This window comes from Novosphingobium sp. 11B (assembly GCF_054589055.1).
Genome location: NZ_BAAILP010000299.1, coordinates 1 through 887 on the forward strand (window position 1 = coordinate 1; position 887 = coordinate 887).

Genomic DNA, 887 nt, shown 5'->3' on the forward strand with positions numbered 1-887 from the left:
GTATCGCGGATGGACGGGCGCGAAGGAGGATTGCCGGAAATGCTGCGCGAACTGGAATTCGCACCCGGCTCGTGTACGGATCGCAAGGTGACCGACCCGCCGCTTCATTTCGCCGACGATGCCAAAATCCGCATCATCGCCGCCGCCGAATCGCTCTATGCCACCCGCTCGATCGAGAGCGTGTCGTTCCGCGAGATCGCCCAGCTTGCGGGTAACCGGAACACCAATGCGGTGCAGTACCACTTCGGCAATCGGGACACTCTGGTGCAGGCGATCTTCGCCTGGCGCGTGTGGCAGATGGAACCGGCGCGCGGCGCGGCGCTGGCCGAAGTCGAGCGCAGCGGGGGCAGGTTCGACCTGAGAACCCTGCTGAGAATCCTGTGCGAGCCGATCCTCGATCTAACCGACGATCAGGGCCGCCACACCTATGCTGCCTTCATGAGCAAGTATCTGCAGCAGCAGCGCCCCGCCGGGATCATGCATGCCGCCGACAACCGCCCCGATCTCAGCCGGAACCTGCGCACGACCATCAATCACATAAATGCGATCGTCGATGCGGAAGACCCGTACCTGGGCGATTACCGCATTGCGCTGGCCTATCTGATGGTCATCAACATGATGGTGCTTTCCGACAACGAGAACCTGCCCAAGCGCGATCCCGAACGCTTTCGCCAGCGCTTCGACATCGCACTGGACATGGCCACGGCGGCATTGGAGGCCAGCTGCAAAACATGATGGCCTAGCCCTGTTGTCAGGCGACACGCGCGGCGGCGCTTTCGATGAAGGCGGGAACAGGCCGGATCGATCCGGCCGACCGGGAAGGGGACGAAGATCATGACCGACAACGCGCGCAATCGGCTGGATGGCAAAGTGGCGATCGTCACGGG

The 887-nt window shown here is 62.8% G+C and carries 1 protein-coding gene; it reads left to right on the forward strand.

The window, feature by feature from the left end:
- Positions 1-735: TetR/AcrR family transcriptional regulator (locus ACYPYD_RS25785; protein WP_459666413.1), on the forward strand; the 735-nt coding region annotated here is incomplete at its 5' end.
- Between the last annotated feature and the right edge of the window lie 152 nt (positions 736-887).